The 17,001-nt window shown below is 64.1% G+C and carries 13 protein-coding genes; 4 read left to right on the top strand and 9 right to left on the bottom strand.

Going from position 1 to position 17,001, the window contains the following annotated elements; all coding sequences use genetic code 11:
• Window positions 1-73: 73 nt before the first annotated feature.
• Window positions 74-829: a TetR/AcrR family transcriptional regulator gene (locus KHO49_RS29085; RefSeq protein WP_102879408.1), complete on the bottom strand. Its 756-nt coding sequence runs from the start codon at window positions 827-829 to the stop codon at window positions 74-76.
• 353 nt (window positions 830-1,182) lie between these two features.
• Between KHO49_RS29085 and KHO49_RS29080 the strand changes: the two genes are divergently transcribed.
• From KHO49_RS29080 to KHO49_RS29065, 4 genes are read left to right on the top strand one after another with little or no spacing between them, the layout of a single operon-like run.
• The gene (locus KHO49_RS29080; RefSeq protein ID WP_102879409.1) at window positions 1,183-1,887 is read left to right on the top strand and encodes an ABC transporter ATP-binding protein; all 705 of its coding nucleotides are present in this window, start codon (window positions 1,183-1,185) and stop codon (window positions 1,885-1,887) included.
• Complete coding sequence (locus KHO49_RS29075) at window positions 1,884-3,083, top strand: ABC transporter permease (RefSeq protein ID WP_213666330.1); 1,200 nt, start codon at window positions 1,884-1,886, stop codon at window positions 3,081-3,083. The genes KHO49_RS29080 and KHO49_RS29075 overlap by 4 nt, the downstream gene beginning before the upstream one ends.
• Window positions 3,076-4,575: a TolC family protein gene (locus tag KHO49_RS29070; protein ID WP_110595636.1), complete on the top strand. Its 1,500-nt coding sequence runs from the start codon at window positions 3,076-3,078 to the stop codon at window positions 4,573-4,575. The genes KHO49_RS29075 and KHO49_RS29070 overlap by 8 nt, the downstream gene beginning before the upstream one ends.
• Entirely contained in the window at window positions 4,565-5,851 is a 1,287-nt protein-coding gene (locus KHO49_RS29065) for an efflux RND transporter periplasmic adaptor subunit (RefSeq protein ID WP_110651639.1), read from the top strand. Before KHO49_RS29070 ends, KHO49_RS29065 begins: the two co-directional genes overlap by 11 nt.
• A gap of 175 nt (window positions 5,852-6,026) precedes the next feature.
• On the opposite strand, the gene KHO49_RS29060 is transcribed toward KHO49_RS29065, so the two are convergent.
• The 8 genes from KHO49_RS29060 to praA all read right to left on the bottom strand — a co-directional run bounded on the left by KHO49_RS29060 (window position 6,027) and on the right by praA (window position 16,904).
• A complete protein-coding gene (locus KHO49_RS29060) occupies window positions 6,027-7,730 on the bottom strand; it encodes an AMP-binding protein (RefSeq protein WP_102879413.1) in 1,704 nt (567 codons plus the stop codon).
• A gap of 19 nt (window positions 7,731-7,749) precedes the next feature.
• Window positions 7,750-9,048, bottom strand: a complete 1,299-nt coding sequence (locus tag KHO49_RS29055; protein WP_110651637.1) for an acetyl-CoA C-acetyltransferase — start codon at window positions 9,046-9,048, stop codon at window positions 7,750-7,752.
• Window positions 9,045-9,938: a MaoC family dehydratase gene (locus KHO49_RS29050; RefSeq protein WP_110595634.1), complete on the bottom strand. Its 894-nt coding sequence runs from the start codon at window positions 9,936-9,938 to the stop codon at window positions 9,045-9,047. The genes KHO49_RS29055 and KHO49_RS29050 overlap by 4 nt, the downstream gene beginning before the upstream one ends.
• 3 nt (window positions 9,939-9,941) lie before the next feature.
• Window positions 9,942-11,294: a 3-oxoacyl-ACP reductase gene (locus tag KHO49_RS29045; RefSeq protein ID WP_213666329.1), complete on the bottom strand. Its 1,353-nt coding sequence runs from the start codon at window positions 11,292-11,294 to the stop codon at window positions 9,942-9,944.
• 30 nt (window positions 11,295-11,324) lie between these two features.
• Window positions 11,325-13,874, bottom strand: coding sequence for an acyl-CoA dehydrogenase (locus tag KHO49_RS29040; RefSeq protein WP_102879417.1), 2,550 nt, complete (start codon window positions 13,872-13,874; stop codon window positions 11,325-11,327).
• Window positions 13,875-14,153: 279 nt separating this feature from the next.
• Window positions 14,154-15,590, bottom strand: coding sequence for an outer membrane protein transport protein (locus tag KHO49_RS29035; protein ID WP_102865102.1), 1,437 nt, complete (start codon window positions 15,588-15,590; stop codon window positions 14,154-14,156).
• A 123-nt stretch (window positions 15,591-15,713) separates the two neighbouring features.
• Window positions 15,714-16,205, bottom strand: coding sequence for an alkane oxidation protein activator PraB (gene praB, locus KHO49_RS29030; RefSeq protein ID WP_102879418.1), 492 nt, complete (start codon window positions 16,203-16,205; stop codon window positions 15,714-15,716).
• 207 nt (window positions 16,206-16,412) lie between these two features.
• Complete coding sequence (praA, locus tag KHO49_RS29025; RefSeq protein WP_102865104.1) at window positions 16,413-16,904, bottom strand: alkane oxidation protein activator PraA; 492 nt, start codon at window positions 16,902-16,904, stop codon at window positions 16,413-16,415.
• Between the last annotated feature and the right edge of the window lie 97 nt (window positions 16,905-17,001).

Genomic DNA, 17,001 nt, shown 5'->3' with positions numbered 1-17,001 from the left:
AGCAATATTGATGCTTCGAATGACACTGCCGCTGCTGCCGGCACTGTGCGGTGCTGGCAGGAGCGGCAGCCCCTCAGGCGGAAATCATTCCGACCTGGGACTGGCTGTGCTGACGAATCAGGCGCTGAGTGTTCAAGACCTTTTCCAGGGCCTGCTCGGAGTCGGGATCCTGCATGGGCGCACGAATCGCCGCCGACACCAGGCTGATCAGCTTGGCCATGACTTCGGCGTCAGTGGCCGGACGGCCCAGGCTCATGGCCTGCATCAGCAGGCGCAGTTCGGTGCCGGCCATCACCCCGGAAATCGCCTTGAGGGCAAACTGCAGGCGCACCCCCAATTCGTTGCGCGGCAGGTCCGGCAGCGCCAGGGCGAAGGCCTTGAAGAAGCGCTCGAACACCGGTTGGTAGTGTTCCTTGAGGTATTCCTGAATGAAGGGCGAGGTATCGCTGTACACCCGGCCCAGGAAACGGATGAACGACCGGCCTTCCAGGCCACCGCTTTCATCACTGCGCTCCAGGCCCATGGCCGGGGCGAACAGCACCCCCAGCAGGGTCTCGCAATCCAGCGGTCCCTGGGCCTGCTCTTCACATTTGGCCAACAGCTCCAGGCGTTGATCGTTGAGGGGGCCCAGGCGCTGCATCAGCAAGGCTTTCATCAGCGAATCCTTGTCGCCGAAGTGATAGTTCACCGCCGCCAGGTTGACCTGGGCGCGCTCGGTGATCTGACGCAGCAGCACGGCGTCGTAGCCGTACTTGATGAACAATGCCTCGGTCGCTTCCAGCAGTCGGGTCTTGGTGACATTGGGGGCACTGAGTTTCTTGGCGACCATGGAGGACTAACCTTTGCTGGGATGAAAAACTGACCGTTCGAACAGTGTTTTAAAAAAAAATTTGATTTTTTATACCCGCGAGAAGCCCTAAAAGCAAGCGTCTCAGGGACGTCCCCAGCGGCCCGAGGCCGTTTTGTGACCCGCGGGTTCCTGGTAGAAAAATCCCGAAAAAAGCCCGCAATTACCCGGTTCAGACAGCTGGCGCGCCAGGATGAACGCAGTTACTATTCAAACAAATTTTTTAAAATAATAAATAAAACCAGAGCTTGGCGTTGCCCCTGACCCCCCGCTGCACGAGCCCTACGTGGTGGGAGTGTTCAAGCATTCAGTCGAGCCAGCCGGCGCGGTAAGCGATGACAGCGACGATAATCGACCCAGGTTTTATCTCCCTGCAAGGCATAGGCAAGAGCTATCGGCTGGCGGAGCAACCGCTCCACATTCTCAAGAACGTTTCCCTGTCCATCGAAGCCGGTGAAAGCTGCGCCATTCTCGGTGCCTCCGGTTCCGGCAAGAGCACCCTGCTCAACATCCTCGGCCTGCTGGACCTGCCCGACAACGGCGACTATCGCTTTGCCGGGCACGATATCTTCCGCGCCAGCCCCGACCAACTGGCGGCGATCCGCAACCAGCAGATCGGCTTCGTCTTCCAGAGTTTCAACCTGCTGCCGCGCCTCAGTGCCCTGGACAATGTCGCCCTGCCCCTGAGCTATCGCGGAGTGGCACGGCGTGAATCGCTGGAACGCGCCCAGCACATGCTCGATCAGGTGGGCCTGGGGCAACGGGCCCACCACCGCCCGGCGGACCTCTCCGGCGGTCAGCGCCAGCGGGTGGCGATTGCCCGGGCCCTGGTGGGCGAACCCTCGGTGATCCTCGCCGACGAACCCACCGGCAACCTCGACAGCCACACCGCCCAGGAGATCATGGACCTGCTGCTGTCGCTGAACCGCGAGCGCCAGGTGACCCTGATCATCGTCACCCACGACCCGGGCATCGCCCAGCGCCTGGAGCGGCAGATCCGGGTCACCAACGGCGTGGTCCAGGAGGTCTGCCCGGCATGAGCCTCAAGGTCGAGCAAAGCGCCAGCCAGTTGCTGCACGAAGCCTTCGTCAGCCTGCGCACCCTAGGCAAGCGTTCGATCCTGGCTCTGCTGGGGATCGTCATCGGCAGTTCATCGGTGGTGGCCCTGATCAATATCGGCCACAACGCCGCCGAAGACGCCGCGGCCATCTTCCAGGACATGGGCACCGACACCCTGGCGGTGCAGTTCCCCGACACTTCGGGGGCGCGCACGCCCATGCCGGCGGTACTGGACATCGCCACCCTGTACAAGGCCCTGCCCAACCTGCTGCACATCGCCCCGGTGGCATTGTTCAGCGGCCCGGTGGTGTTCCAGGGACGCACCACCAACGCCAACCTGGTGGGCAGCACCGCGGCACTGACCGACGCCATGCGCCTGCAGCTGCAGCAAGGACGCTTCCTCTCGGAATTCGATGCCGCCGAAACCTACGCGGTGGTGGGGGCACAAGTGGCCCAGGCACTGAGCCAGCCCCATGACCCACTGCGCCTGGGCGACAGAATCCGCATCAATGACTATCTGTTCCAGGTGATTGGCATCCTGCAACCGCAACCGGCTGCCGTGCTGATCCCGGTGCAGACCAACGAATCCCTGTTCGTGCCCCTGGAGGGCATGCGGCGGATTTCCTCCAGTGCGCAGATCAGCAACCTGATAGCCCGCGCCGCGCCCTCCCAGGACATGAACCAACTGGCCACGGCCCTGGGCGATGCGCTGAAAAAACAGCTACCGGGACGGGGCGTGGAAGTACAGATACCGCAAAAGATCATCGACGGCATGACCCGGCAAAGCCGCACCTTCGGTTACCTGCTGATGGCCCTGGGGGGCATCTCCCTGGTGGGGGGCGGCGTCGGGGTGATGAACGTGATGCTGATGAACGTCTCAGAACGGCGTCGCGAGATCGGCATCCGCATGGCCCTGGGCGCCAGGCGCCGGGATATCCGCAACCTGTTCCTGCTCGAAGCCGTGACCCTGACGGCGGTCGGTGCCCTGTCCGGGGCGGTGCTGGGCATGAGCGCCGCCTACCTCTATGCCCGGGTTTCCGGCTGGCAGTTTTCCCTGGCCTCTGCATCCTTGCCCCTGGGCATCGGCAGCACCTTGTTGATCGGCCTGTTCTTCGGCCTGTACCCGGCCATCTCGGCCTCGCGCCTGCAACCGGTGGAGGCGCTGCGCGATGAATGATCGCCAACGCGCCGGGCTGTTGCTGCTGTGGCTGATCAGCCCCTTGGGGCAAGCCGCCTCCCAGGACATGAATGTGGCTCGCCAAGCGTCAGCCCCGACCCTGCACAGCGGTTATGAACGCAGCGTCCTGTTGAGCCAGCAGCAGACCGACCTGACCCTCGCCGATGCGGTCTACCTGGGCCTGCGCAACAACCGCGGGATTCGCAGCGCCTACTTGCAGCGCGTGGCGCAGAAGTTCGATCTGCGGGTCTCGGAAGATGCCTTCAATCCCAAGCTGCTGCTCAGTGGTACCTACCAGGCCAACAAGGGCAGCAACGACGGGGTACGCAACGCCATGCTCACGCCCAGTTCCAGTTTGCTGGGGGAGTACGGCACCCGCTTGAACATGGCCTGGCGGCAAGAGTTGAGCAATGCCAATCGGGCCGGCTACTACCGGCGCGACGGCCTCGACCTGGCGATTATCCAGCCCCTGCTCAAGGGCGCCGGCTGGGATGTGACCACCGCCCCGCTACGCCTGGCGCGGATCAACGAACAGGCCTATCGCCTCAACCTCAAGGCCAACGTGGCGCAGACCATCAGCGACATCATCGGCGCCTACCGCGAGCTGTTGCGGGCCCAGCAACAGCTGGCGATCGTCGAGGATGCCCTCAAGCGCGCCAATGCCCTGCTCCAGGTGAACAAGGCGCTGATCGCCGCCGGGCGCATGGCCGAGTTTGAGATCGTGCAGACCGAAGCCGATATCGCCAGCCAGGAACTGGGGGTCGAAGAAGCGCGCAATCAGGTGGACATCAATCGCCTGTCGCTGCTGCGGCTGCTGGCCCTGGACCTGTCCACGCGCATTCGCGCCAGCGACGCCCTGGAGGCCGCCAGGATCAGCATCGACCAGCAGGACGCCCTGCGCCTGGCCCAGCTCCAGCAACCCAGTTACCTGGCGACCTTGCTCGGCAGCCAGCAGGCCGATCTGAACCTGGTGATCGCCAAGGACCAGGGCCGTTGGGACGTGTCCCTGGTGGCCGGTGCCAACCAGGTGCGCAACCGCTACGACAACGACGGCGGCAATGGCGCGGGCAGGACCTGGGACAGCTATGCCGGGGTCCAGGTGCAAATCCCCATTGGCGACCTCAGTACCCGCCAGGCGGAAGTCCATGCCCGGGTCGACGTGGAAAACCAGGCGCTGGTCCTGGCCGATGCCCGCCAGGCCCTGGAGCGCGGTGTCAATGACGTGGTGCGCGACCTCGGCACCCGTTGGCGCCAGTACGAAATTGCCCAGCGCGCGGTGGAACTGTCCAAGCGCAAACTGGAGATCGAACGGGAAAAACTCAGCGCCGGACGCTCCAGCAACTTTCAGGTGCTGAGCTATGAAAGCGACCTGCGCACCAGTGAAAACGCCCGCCTCAACGCACTTATCGCCTACCTCAACGCCCAGACCCAACTGGACCTGACCCTGGGCACGACCTTGGAGACCTGGGACATTGCGCTCAATGACTACTGAGCAGAAAAGCTCGCGCAAACGCTACCTGCAAGGGGGCGCGGCGCTGGTGGTGCTGGCCTTGGCCGGCGTGGCCCTGAGCGGTTACCACGCCCCGGACCACACAGCGACTGACAAGGGCCGCTGGATCGAGGTCAGCAGCGCGCCGCTGATTCATCAGATCGGCCTGGTGGGCAAGATCGAACCCCAGCGCACCATCAGCCTGACCGCGCCGTTCGACGGCATTGTCCTGGCCAACCTGGTGGAACAGGGCCAACGGGTGGAGGCCGGCCAGACCCTGCTGAAAATGGACCCCAGCCTGATCGAGATCCAGTTGCGCGAAGCCTTGTCGGTCCAGCTCAAGGCCCGACGCAGCGTCCAGGAACTGCAGGACTGGAACAACAGCGCCCAGGTCACCCGTGCCCGGCGGACCTTGCGTTCCTCGCAGATGGCGGTCAGCAATTCCGAGCGCAAGCTCAGTGAAAGCCAGAGCCTGTTTGCCCGGGGCATCATTCCCCGCAACGAACTGGACGACCTGACCCAACAACTGCAGACCCAGCGCCTGGACCTGAGCGCGGCCCAGGGCGAGCTGCAACAGGCCCTGGATCAGGGCAAGGGCGAATACCGGCAGATTGCCGAGATGGAACTGACCAATGCCACGGTCAAATACGAAGCCCTGCGCGCCCTACTGGCGGGCAAGGACGTCACCGCGCCGTTTGCCGGCATCGTGGTGCCGGCGCCGGGCGTCAACCTGAGCCAAATCGCCTCGGCAGGGGCCTCGGGCCCGGTGCAAACCGGCAGCAAGGTCGGCCAGGGCCAGGCCCTGTTCGGTCTGGCCAACATCGAGCAACTGAAGATCGTCAGCAAGGTCTCGGAGCTGGACATCAACCAGCTGCGTCAGGGCCAGAGCGTGGAAATCCTCGGTGACGGCTTTGATGGCGAACGCCTCAATGGCCAGGTGGACATCGTCAGCAGCCTGGCCCTGCCCGGCGACGCCAGCGGTGCCAGCGCACAGTTCCCGGTGACCTTGTCGATCCCTACGCTGACCCGGGAACAACTGCAGCGGGTGCGCCTGGGCATGAGTGCGCGATTGACCATCATCACCTACCGCAACGACCAGGCAATCGTGATCCCGCCGGCAGCGATCCAGCGCGGCGCAGATGGCATGAGTGTGGAATATCGGGCGAGCGCCGATCAGCCGGCACAACGGCTGCCGGTGAGCGTGGGCCAATCGACGGCTGAGGGTGTCGAAGTGTTTGGCCTGCAGCCGGGCCAGGTCCGCCTGCCCAACGCCTTGTAGGTTCAGGCTTGCCTGACCTCTAGCGCCCTCGGGACTCTTGCGCCCCTGCGGGCCGTTCGCAGCCTTCGGCAGCGGCTACACCGATCGTAGCCGCTGCCGAGCCCCGGCGAGGCTGCGAAAAGGCCCGCAGGGCCTTGCTTGGCGATCTTCAGAACAACCTCGGGCGCCCTCGGAACTAACGCAGGGCGCGGCGCAGCACCTTGCCCACGGTGGTCTTGGGCAACTCTTCGGTGCGGAACTCGACGTAGCGCGGCACCTTGTAGCCGGTCAGGTACTCGCGGCAGTGGGCCAGCAACTGCTCCTGGGTCAGGTTCGGGTCCTTGCGCACCACGAAGATCTTCACCTTCTCCCCCGTCACCCCATCCTCGACCCCGATCGCCGCCACTTCCGCCACGCCCGGATGCAAGGCCACCACATCTTCGATCTCGTTGGGGTACACGTTAAAGCCGGACACCAGGATCATGTCCTTCTTGCGGTCCACCAGGCGGATGAAACCCTGCTCGTTCATCACCCCGATATCCCCGGTGGACAGCCAGCCGTGACGGTCCAGGACCTTGGCGGTTTCTTCCGGACGCTGCCAGTAGCCCTTCATCACTTGGGGGCCACGCACCTGCAACTCGCCCTCCTCGCCCAGCTCCGCCAGTTCGCCGTCCTCACGCACGAAACGCACCCAGGTCGACGGCAGCGGCACGCCGATGGTCCCGGTGAAGTCCCCCTCGCGCATGCGCGCGATGTCGATGGGGCTGATGCTCACCACCGGCGAGCATTCGGTCAGGCCGTAGCCTTCGATGATCGGCACCCCGGTGACTTCCTTCCAGCGCCGGGCCACGGCGGTGTGGGTGGCCATGCCGCCGGCGATGGCCAGCTTCAGGTCGGAGAAGTCCCGGCCACGAAACTCTTCGTTCTCCAGCAAGCCGTTGAACAGGGTGTTGACCCCGACGATGCCGCTGAACTTCTCCTTGCGCAGGATCATCTGCACCCGCTTCACGTCCCGGGGGTTGGCGATCAGGATGTTGCGCCCGCCCAGGCACATGAACATCAGGCAGTTCACCGTCAGTGACAGCACGTGATACAGCGGCAGCAAGGTGACGTTGGTTTCCTGCTGGTTTTCGTCCAACTGGTCGCCAACCCAGGCCTTGGCCTGCATCAGGTTGGCGAGGATGTTGCGGTGGGTGAGCATGGCGCCCTTGGCATCGCCGGTGGTGCCGCCGGTGTATTGCAGGAAGGCAATGTCATCCTGCTTCAGCTCCACTGGACGGGGCTCCAGCACGGCGGCCAGTTTCATCATCGCCGGGAAGCGGATCGAGCCCGGCAGGTTGAACTTGGGCACCTGCTTCTGCACATGGCGCAGGGCGAAGTTCAAGGCCGCGCCCTTGAAGGTGCCCAGCAAGTCGCCAATGGCGGCCACCACCACGTTCTTCAATTGGCTGCCCGGCATCGCCTGCTCCAGGGTGTGGGCGAAGTTCTCGAAGATCACCACGGTTTCGGCGCCGCTGTCCTTGAGCAGGTGCCGCAGTTCATGGGCGGTGTACAGCGGGTTGACGTTGACCACCACCGCCCCCACCAACAGGGTGCCGAACAGGCAGATCGGATATTGCAGGCAGTTGGGCATCATCAGGGCCACCCGATCGCCCTTCTTCACCCCTTTGGATTGCAACCAGGCGGCGAAGGCGAATACGCGCTTCTCCCAGAGGTCGTAGCCCATCTCGGTGCCGATACTGACGTAGGCCACCCGGTGGCGGTACTTGTCCACGTGTTCGAGGAACACTTCCCGCAGCGACGGGTAGCGGTCGATGTCGGCTTCGATATCGCTGGGCACACCCGGCAGGTAAGCGTTCAGCCAGATACGCTCGGCGGGTTGCAGGCTCACGACACTCATTGGCAGTCTCCTGGTTATTTTATTTTTCGACGATGGCGGTGATACCCAGCCCGCCGGCTGCACAAACGGAAATCAGCCCGCGGCCGGAACCGCGCTGGTGGATCGCCTTGGCCAGGGTCGCCAACAGGCGCCCGCCGGTGGCGGCAAAGGGATGCCCGCAGCCCAGGGAGCCGCCGTTGACGTTGAGTTTGCTGCGCTCGATGCTGCCTAGGGCGCCGTCGAGGCCGAGTTTGTCCTTGCAGTAGTCGGGGTCTTCCCAGGCCTTGAGGGTGCACAGTACCTGGGCGGCGAAAGCCTCGTGAATCTCGTAGAAGTCAAAGTCCTGCAAGCCCAGGCCTTCCCGGGCGAGCATGCGCGGCACCGCGTAGGCCGGAGCCATCAGCAGCCCTTCCGTACCGTCGACGAAGTTCACTGCGGCAGTTTCCCCGGTCCGCAGGTAGGCCAGCACCGGCAGGTTGTGGGCGGCGGCCCACTCCTCGCTGGCCAGCAGCACCACTGAGGCGCCGTCGGTGAGCGGGGTCGAGTTACCGGCGGTCAGGGTGCCGTTGTGGCGGTCGTAGGCCGGGCCCAGGCCGGCGAGCTTCTCCAGGCTGGCATCGGCCCGCAGGTTGTTGTCCCGGGTCAGGCCGCGATACGGGGTGATCAGGTCGTCGAAGAAGCCGCGCTGATAAGCGGCCTGCAGTTGCTGGTGGCTGGCAAGGGCCAGTTCATCCTGGGCCAGACGCTTGATATGCCAGCGCTTGGCCATTTCTTCACAGTGCTCACCCATGGACAGGCCGGTGCGCGGCTCGCCGTTGCGCGGCAACAGCGGCTTGAACAACATCCCCGGGCGCACCTTGAGCAAGCTGCGCAGTTTGTTGCCGGCGCCCTTGGCGCGATTGGCCTGGAGCAAGGTCCGCCGCAGCCCTTCGTTGATGCCGATGGGCGCATCGGAAGTGGTGTCGGCACCACCGGCGATGCCCACTTCGATCTGCCCCAGGGCGATCTTGTTGGCCACCAGCAGCGCCGCCTCCAGCCCGGTGCCGCACGCCTGCTGCACGTCGTAGGCCGGGGTCTGCGGCGACAGCGTGGTGGACAGCAGGCTTTCCCGGGCCAGGTTGAAATCCCGGGAATGCTTGATCACCGCCCCCGCGGCGAACTCCCCCAGGCGCTGGCCCGACAGGCCGTAGCGATCCACCAGCCCCTGCAACGCCGCCACCAGCAGGTCCTGGTTGCTGTCGTTGGCATACACCGTATTGGAACGGGCGAACGGAATCCGGTTGCCGCCGATGATCGCCACCCGGCGCACCGGCGCCGGATTGAAACTGTACTCAGTCATTGCCCAGCTCCCCAGATAAATAGGCCGCGCATGTGGGGTTTGTCCCCCGCGTTGTTGCGCACTTCGAACGCATGGCGCGGACCGTCGGGCAGACGGTTCCACAGGGTCACCGCCGCCGGCAGGAAGATCGGCAGCTTGAACTCGCAATCCAGCTCCGCCGCCGCCAGTGGATGGGGCGGTTGCTGCGCTGCCAGTGCCCGGCCCAGGGTCCACATGCCGTGGGCGATGGGCCGACGGAAACCGAACAGCCGGGCGCCGAGCCAGGAGGTGTGGATCGGATTGAAATCGCCGCTGACCTGGGCAAAGCGCCGCCCCAGGTCGCCCCCCAGGCTCCAACGTTGAGTGCGCACCAGGGCCTGTTCATCCAGCGGCAGCGAGCCTTGCCAGGGCTCACCAATGGGCGCGCTGACGCCACGGCGCAGATACAGGCTGTCGCTTTCCCAGACCAGGCTGCCGCCACTGTGGGCCCGGGTGGCAATCGACAAGGCCTGGCCCTTGGGATGGGCCAGCCAACGCTCGGCAAACACTTCCAGGCGCAGGGCCTGCCCTTCCTCCAGCTTCTGGTACTGACGGATACGGTTGGCCAGGTGGACCATGCCGCTGGCCGGATAGGGAAACGTCGGGTGGGTCAGCAGCAACAGGTGCAACGGGAAAGCCAGGGTATGGGGAAAGGCCAGCGGCACACCGTGCTCCCGGCGAAAGCCACAGGCCTGGGCATAACGGGCGATTTCGGCGGCCTGCAGCTCCACCGCCGGGCGCACAAGGCGCTCGCTGGGCAGCTTGGGGACGGCCTCCAGTTTGGGCTTGCGCAAGCTGCGGATGCCGTCGTACAGCAACTGGCCCCGGGACGGCGGCGGTTCGATGATGCGAATGGCAGAGTCGGCATTCATGGTTCAGGCCCCCAGCAGGCTTTGTCCGCAGACGCGGACCACCTGTCCATTGATCCCGCCGGAGCCCGGATGGGCCAGCCAGGCGATGGTTTGCGCCACATCCACGGCCTGACCGCCCTGGGACATGGAATTCATGCGCCGTCCGGCCTCGCGAATCAGCAGCGGGATCTTCGCGGTCATCTGGGTTTCGATAAAGCCCGGTGCCACCGCGTTGACCGTGATCTGCTGACGCGCCGCCAGTGGCCCCAGACTCTCCACCAGACCGATGACCCCGGCCTTGGACGTGGCGTAGTTGCTCTGCCCGAGGTTGCCGGCGATCCCGGAAATCGACGAGACACAGACGATCCGTCCCCCCGGGTTCAGGCCCTGGCCCTCCAGCAGCGCCTGGCTCAGTAACAGCGGTGCTTCCAGGTTGACGGCCATGACCTTGCGCCAAGCGGCTTCAGTCATCTTCGCCAAGGTCTTGTCCTGGGTGATGCCGGCGTTGTGCACGACGATATCGAAAGCACCGTGCTCACCGACGAACTCCAGCAGCCGCTGCCCGGCACCAGAAGCGGTGATGTCCAGGGCCAGGGCGCTGCCCTTGAGGCCCGCTGCCGCCTGCTGCAACTCAGCCTCGACCTGGGGAATGTCCAGGCACACCACCTGGGCGCCTTCCCGGGCCAGGACCTGGGCAATGGCCAGGCCGATGCCGCGACAGGCCCCCGTGACCAGGGCCCGCCGGCCCTCCAGTGGCTGGGCCCAATTGATGTGCCTGGGCACGTCCACCGGCTCGCCGATGCGCACCACCTGCCCCGAGACATAAGCCGAACGACGGGACAGGAAAAATCGCAGGCTGCTGTCCAGTTCACCTTCGGCACCGGGCTCGACATACAGCAGTTGCGCGGTAATGGCCCGGCGCAACTCCTTGCCCAGGGAACGCACGAAACCCTCCAGGGCCCGCTGCGCCACGGCCTGGGCCAGCGCCTTGCAGTGCTCCGGCGGCGTGCCCAGCACCAGCACCCGACCGTGGGCGGTCAGGCGCCGGACATTGGCGTGGAAGAAGCGGTACAGCTCATCGAGCTGGGCGATATCCGCCAGCCCGCTGGCGTCGAAGACCAGGCCCTGGACCTTCACGGTCGAGGGCGCGTTGATGCTTGCGGCCTGGGCCGCCACGGTGTCGGTGGCGGCGAAGATCCGTTGCAGCTCGCCCAGAAGGCGCCCCTCGGGCGCCGCGGCGAGGACCACCGGGTTGATCAGGTTGCCGCCCTGCCCCTCGCGCTGGCGTTGCAGCGGCAGCGGTTGTGGCAGGCCGGTCCGCTGGGCCAGCCAGCGGCCCCACCCGGAATTGACGAACGAAAGATAACCGTCAGACATAAAGAGATCCCGATCCAATCCAGTAGAGGCTCAATAGGCCGAATCGCTGGCCAGCACCGCGTCTTCGCTGCTGGCAGCGCGTTTGCGCGAGGCCGGCTTGGCGCTTTGCTCGAAGTGCGCCTGACGCTGTTGCAAGGCTTCCAGCAGACCGAAGTCCTGGGGGAAGTCGTCGACCTGGATCGCGTGATCGCCGTATTCCACGTAACGACTGAGCAGCTCGTCTTCGTCCTGGCTGATCAACTGCTGTTCCAGAGCCTGGACCCGCCACACGCCGAAGGCCTCGCGGGAGATCGGCAACGGCGCCAGGGCGCCCTGCTTGATCGCCGGCTTGAGCCGGGCCTCGATCAGTTCCACTTGCGGTTGCAGGCGGAACGCCAGTTCGCCGTAGGCCAGTTTGTCGATGTCCGGTTGCGGGATGTAGGAGTCGGCCAACAGGCGGTCGCGGGTGGCGCCTGGGGTTTGCACCAGCTCGGCCACCTCGGCCAGCAAGCGGTCGCTGGGTTTGTGCTGGGGAATGCCCAGGGGGAAGCTCAGGCCACGAATAATCCGCGCAGCCGCTCTGGACGGATAGTTGTCCAGCACCTCGGCCAGGGCTTCATGGGCCCGCAGCAGGGCATCCTGGGCCGCCCAATGCACCAGCGGCAGATCGGCCTGGGGCCGGCCATCGTCCTCGAAACGCTTCAACACGCAGGACAGGATGTACAGCTGGGAAAGAATGTCCCCCAGGCGTCCGGTGATGCTTTCCTTGCGCTTGAGGGCACCGCCCAGCACGCCCATGGAAATGTCCGAAGCCAGGGCCAGCACCACCGACAGACGCTGGATCTGCCGGTAATAGCCAGCCAGGGCCTTGTCGGTGTTGGCCGGGGCCTTGATCAGGCGGCCGCCAGTCAGCGCATGCACCGCGGCGCGCACGGTGTTGGCGCAGACAAAGCTGATATGGCCGAACATGGCGCTGTCGAACGCTTCCAGGCCTTTGCGTCCACCATCGCGAGCGGCTTCCATTTCACGGAACACATAAGGATGGCAACGGATCAGCCCCTGGCCGTAGATGATCAGGCAGCGGGTCATGATGTTCGCGCCTTCCACGGTGATGGCGATCGGGCTTTGCTGGTAGGCCCGGGCCAGGAAGTTGTTGGGGCCCATGCAGATGCCCTTGCCGGCGACGATGTCCATGCCGTCGTTGACGATAGCCCGGGCGCGTTCGGTGACGTGGTATTTGGCAATCGCCGAGATCACCGAAGGTTTCTCGCCGGCATCCAGGGATGCCACCGAAACCTTGCGCACCGCATCGCAGGCATACAGGTGCCCGGCCATGCGCGCCAACGGCGCCTGCACCCCTTCGAACTTGCCGATGGGCAGGCCGAACTGCTTGCGCATCGCCGCATAGGCCGTGGTGCCGCGTACTGCCACCTTGCCCAGGCCGACGTTGGCCGACGGCAGGGAAATCGCCCGCCCGGCCGCCAGGCACTCCATCAGCATGCGCCAGCCATTGCCCACTTGAGCGCCACCGCCGATCACCCATTCCAGGGGAATGAACACATCCTTGCCGGTGGTCGGGCCGTTCTGGAACACCGCGTTCAGCGGCCAGTGGCGACGCCCAGTATTGACCCCCGGATGGGTGGTGGGAATCAGTGCGCAGGTAATCCCCAGGCTGCCCTTGCTACCCAGCAGGCCGTCCGGATCTTCGGCGCGAAAGGCCAGGCCCAGCACCGTGGCGATGGGGCCCAGGGTGATGTAGCGCTTGTCCCAGGTGACGCGAAAGCCCAGTACTTCCTGGCCGTCGAACTGGCCCTTGCACACCACCCCCACATCGGGAATCGCCCCGGCGTCGGAACCGGCATAGGGGCTGGTCAGGGCAAAGCACGGAATGTCTTCGCCACGGGCCAGGCGCGGCAGGTAATGCTGGCGCTGGGCCTCGGTGCCGTAGTGCAGCAATAGCTCGGCCGGGCCCAGGGAGTTGGGCACCATCACCGAGATCGCCGCCGCCGAGCAGCGGGTGGAAAGCTTCATCACCACTTGGGAATGGGCGTAATGGGAGAAGCCTTTGCCGCCGTATTGCTTGGGAATGATCATCCCCAGGAAACCCGCGTCCTTGGTGTATTGCCAGGCCTTGGGCGACAGGTCCTGCCAGATCTGGGTGGTCTCCCAGTCGTTGGCCATGTTGCACAGGGTTTCCACTTCGTTGTCCATGAACGCCTGCTCTTCGGCGCTCAGACTGGCCGGGGCGGCCTGCAGCAGGCGTGGCCAGTCGGGCTTGCCGCTGAACAGCTCGGCGTCCCACCAGACCGTGCCGGATTCGATGGCGGCGCGCTCGGTGTCGGACATGGCCGGCATGATCTTGCGGAACATGGCCAGGGCCTTGCGGGTGAGCAAGGCGCGGCGCAGGGGCTTGATGCTCAGCAGCGCGGCCGGCGCCAGCACCAGCAGCACGCCGAGGGTCAGTCCCAGGGTGCCCACCAGATTGAACAGATAACCTGCCGCCAGCCACACCAGGCCGCTGCCCAGCCACAGGGCCGCGGCGGCCTGGCGATAGGCCAGTGCACAGGCTGCGGCGAGTCCCACCAATAACCAGACAATCATGGAATACCTCTCTTGTTCTAACGAGACAACCACTGGGAGCCCGGGCGTTGTGCCGGCCCCTCGACGATCACCCTACAAAGGAAAGAAGCATGTTTCAAATTTTATTTTTAAATATTGTTTTGAGTGTTTTCGACAACGCATAACGGCTGAACGATGTCAGCCAAAGGTTGGAAAAGCAGGCAGGTCGAGACGGGTCCTGAGGTGACCCGTCCAGCCAACGACAGTCGCACAATCCCTTGGTACTGCCGTTATCTCAAGGCATGGATGAAGCGCGAGGCCTCAGAAGTGATAGGTCGCGGAGAGACTCACCACTTCGCCCTTGGAGTCGACTTTGCCGTCGATGGTGGAACCGCCGAGACGGTCAACGTTGACGGTCTTGAGCTTGGCCTCTTTGACGAACTGCCGGGAATAGGCGCCGTCGATGGTCAGCCCGGGAATGGCCTTGATGTCATAGCCAAAACCGATGGAAGTGAACCAGCGATCGTTATCCGGAATCCGTGGGTCACGGGTCGAATTGCGAGTCGGGGTCTGGTCGAAGGCCACACCAGCGCGCAGGGTCAGCTCATCGGTGAAGCGATAGTCGCCACCCAGGGAGTACATCATCGAGTCCTTGTAGTTGTAAGGAATCGCCACCAGGGTGTTGCCATCGGACTTCAGCGTCAGGTCCTTGAACGACGACCACTGGGTCCAGAGCAGACTGGCGCCCATGGTGAAGCGATCGTTGAACACGTGGACCCAGTCCAGGCCGGCGGTAGCCGGAATGTCCAGTTGAGTACTGGCGTTGGCACCATCGGGGTTTAGCTTGAGGCCCGGATAAGCCAGTTCGGTCAGGGTTTCACCGTTGGGACCGGCCGGCTGGGTCATGAAATTGCGGCCCAGGGCGTCGGCGCGAATGTTGTACTTGCCCTCCATCTTGTTCTTGATCTTGGCGTGATAGTTCAGGCCCAGGGTGTCCTGCTCGGTGGGTTTCCAGGTGATGCCGGTAAACCAGCCGACCGAGGTGTTATCGACCTTGACCCGCATCAGGTTGGAGCCAATGCCCGAGGGCGCTCCAGGAAGCACCGACATGCCCGCCGAACCACTGACGTTGAGGTTCTGGCTGACGAAGCCCTTGCTGTGCTGCACGATGACCCCGGCACCGATGGAGAAGTCCTCACGGACCTTGAACGACAGGGCCCCGGTCAGGCCGACAGTCTCAATCTTGGTATCCACGGCGAAGTCACGACCTTTCCAGCCTTCGTCCCAGGTGCTGCGCATGCCCAAGGGCACGACCTGGCTAAGGCCAAAAGCAAAGCGATCGTTGATCGGCATCACCATGAAACCGGTGGGCAGCCAGGCGGTGAAACCACCCTCCCCGCCATCGCCGGTCAGGGGCATCGCCGCGCCGCTGGGAGCGCCGGTGTCATCCACGGGAGTGATGGAGGCCGGATTCCCCTGATAGTCGTTGACGTTGCCTTTGAACTTCATCTTGATCCGCGCGTAATCCACGGTCATCTGTGCCACGTTGTGATCGATGAACGCCATGGCTGCCGGGTTGTTGTACGCAGCACTGGGATCATTCTTGAACAGCGAACCACCACCAAACGCCCGACCCCAGCCTGGAGCGCCATAGGTCGGAGTTGAGAAACCACCCGCCTGCACCGACCCGGAACCAATCAGGCCACCCAGCACCGCCAGGCCAATAGCGGCCTGGATCTTGTGTTTCTTATTATTCATGCCCCACTCCTTATTATTATCGACCGCGATCGGCCACCACCGATCCAGGGCGTTGCAACAGGCGCCTCAAACGAGGCGCCTGTTTTTTCAGCAAGTGATCAACAGGCTGAAGTCAGATCAACTTCAAGGGGTTACGGTGAAGGCTGGGTTCGGCTTGACGCTCAACGCCGTGATTTTGCAACTGCCGACGGATTGCGCCGAAGGAATGCTCAGGGTGTTGGTGGCGTTGTTCCAGGTGGCGTTGATGGTCACCGGCGTGCTGCTGCAGTTGGAGAGGATCTTGAAGTTGACCCCGGTCACGGTGCCTGCGGTAGCGCTGGAGGCGGTCAGGGTCCAAGGCAGGTTCAGCAGAACCGGCACGCCGCACAGCGAGTTGCTACCGCTGACGGTGGCGCCGGTGATCGAGGCATTGGAGCCGTTGGCCGCCACGGTACCGGTGAAGTTGATGTTGCAATTGACTGGAATCCCAAACGATGCCGGCGAAGACACCGAGATGGTGCCCGGTGCCGAGAAGGACGCACCGGCAGGTGCAATGGTGGCAGCGTTGGCCATCGACGCGGCGCCCAGGCAGATGGCGAAAGAAGCTACGGATACCAGAGTCTTGATGCTTTGCATTGTTGTTTTCCTCAAGATTTAGGCAACAGGCAGTTGCCAGGGGGTTATCAGCCTTGCCAGGGTGTCGATGACGCCATCGGCTCTCCAGTTCGACCGAATTCGGTGCTGGAGCACGCTATGGCGATACCGACCGGGCTTGAGCTGCCGGCGCTTTCGGACTACTTGATCGCAAGTTCATCAGCGTCCCTCCATGGAATCTGTCGTGACTCAGGGCGCAACCCGGAACGTGGGCGGCATCTGGATCGATACGGTCTTGATGGTGCAGCCGCCCTCAAGGCTGACCTGGGTCGCCTCCAGCTTGCCGGTGCGGTTGTTCCAACTGCCTTCGGCGGTGCTCGGCCCGCAATCGCCGCCCACCAGGGGGGCGTGTACGGTGACCTGGATGCCGGACATGGCGCCGCTGGTTTCATCCTTGGCAATCAGCTTCCAGGGCAGGTGCGTGGCTTCCACCTGGCCACACTTGAGGCCGCCGCTGAAGTCGACTTTCTCGACGCTGGCGAAGCTGCCGTCGGGGCTGACCTTGCCGCTGACCTGGATGGTGCAGTCGGCATTGATGATGCTTTTGGCGAAGCTGATGGGCCCCTTGGCGGTGAACTCGGTGTTGGCCGGCTCGATGCGCGCCGCATCGGCGGCGCCCATCAGTGACACACCCAGCATGACCACGAACAGACGGGCAGCGAGCAGAGGTGAAATAGACATCCGTGACTTCCTTACAGTTGCTTATTGTTGTTGTCGGTCAACGTGTTCAAGGACTTCTGTATTCGGGGCTCACCCTTCAAGCAGGCAAACGCAGGCG

This window comes from Pseudomonas sp. RC4D1 (genome assembly GCF_018390395.1).
Taxonomy (GTDB): Bacteria; Pseudomonadota; Gammaproteobacteria; order Pseudomonadales; family Pseudomonadaceae; genus Aquipseudomonas; species Aquipseudomonas danubii.
The sequence above is the reverse complement of the archived record's forward strand: the minus strand, read 5'-3'. Positions and strand labels throughout refer to the sequence as shown.

What these genes read in the sequence shown, in the direction of transcription:
- KHO49_RS29085 (WP_102879408.1), bottom strand. Translation starts at nt 829, where the DNA reads ATGGTCGCCAAGAAACTCAGTGCCCCCAATGTCACCAAGACCCGACTG.
- KHO49_RS29080 (WP_102879409.1), top strand. Translation starts at nt 1,183, where the DNA reads ATGACAGCGACGATAATCGACCCAGGTTTTATCTCCCTGCAAGGCATA.
- KHO49_RS29075 (WP_213666330.1), top strand. Translation starts at nt 1,884, where the DNA reads ATGAGCCTCAAGGTCGAGCAAAGCGCCAGCCAGTTGCTGCACGAAGCC.
- KHO49_RS29070 (WP_110595636.1), top strand. Translation starts at nt 3,076, where the DNA reads ATGAATGATCGCCAACGCGCCGGGCTGTTGCTGCTGTGGCTGATCAGC.
- KHO49_RS29065 (WP_110651639.1), top strand. Translation starts at nt 4,565, where the DNA reads ATGACTACTGAGCAGAAAAGCTCGCGCAAACGCTACCTGCAAGGGGGC.
- KHO49_RS29060 (WP_102879413.1), bottom strand. Translation starts at nt 7,730, where the DNA reads ATGAGTGTCGTGAGCCTGCAACCCGCCGAGCGTATCTGGCTGAACGCT.
- KHO49_RS29055 (WP_110651637.1), bottom strand. Translation starts at nt 9,048, where the DNA reads ATGACTGAGTACAGTTTCAATCCGGCGCCGGTGCGCCGGGTGGCGATC.
- KHO49_RS29050 (WP_110595634.1), bottom strand. Translation starts at nt 9,938, where the DNA reads ATGAATGCCGACTCTGCCATTCGCATCATCGAACCGCCGCCGTCCCGG.
- KHO49_RS29045 (WP_213666329.1), bottom strand. Translation starts at nt 11,294, where the DNA reads ATGTCTGACGGTTATCTTTCGTTCGTCAATTCCGGGTGGGGCCGCTGG.
- KHO49_RS29040 (WP_102879417.1), bottom strand. Translation starts at nt 13,874, where the DNA reads ATGATTGTCTGGTTATTGGTGGGACTCGCCGCAGCCTGTGCACTGGCC.
- KHO49_RS29035 (WP_102865102.1), bottom strand. Translation starts at nt 15,590, where the DNA reads ATGAATAATAAGAAACACAAGATCCAGGCCGCTATTGGCCTGGCGGTG.
- praB (WP_102879418.1), bottom strand. Translation starts at nt 16,205, where the DNA reads ATGCAAAGCATCAAGACTCTGGTATCCGTAGCTTCTTTCGCCATCTGC.
- praA (WP_102865104.1), bottom strand. Translation starts at nt 16,904, where the DNA reads ATGTCTATTTCACCTCTGCTCGCTGCCCGTCTGTTCGTGGTCATGCTG.